We start from the raw sequence: 255 nt of genomic DNA on the forward strand, positions 1-255 counted from the left end.
GTGCTTGGCGGTGATCAACGGCCCCATCTGCGTGCGCTCGTCGGCGGGGTCGCCCACCTGCAGCGCGGCGGCCTTGGCCTGTCTCTTATACACATCTGACGCTGCCGACGAAATGCGAACAGTGTAGTTCTCGGTGGTCGCCGGATCATTAAAAAGGGGGGGGGGGGGGGGGGGGGGGGGGGGGGGGGGGGGGGGGGGGGGGGGGGGGGGGGGGGGGGGGGGGGGGGGGGGGGGGGGGGGGGGGGGGGGGGGGGG

Annotated in this window: 1 pseudogene; it reads right to left on the reverse strand. The window is 76.5% G+C overall.

The features are described 5' to 3' along the window. A pseudogene (locus JHD82_RS30555) lies at positions 1-255 on the reverse strand (hypothetical protein); the annotation flags it as partial.

The sequence above is a fragment of the Delftia sp. ASV31 genome (assembly GCF_016428765.1).
Lineage (GTDB): Bacteria > Pseudomonadota > Gammaproteobacteria > Burkholderiales > Burkholderiaceae_C > Comamonas > Comamonas acidovorans.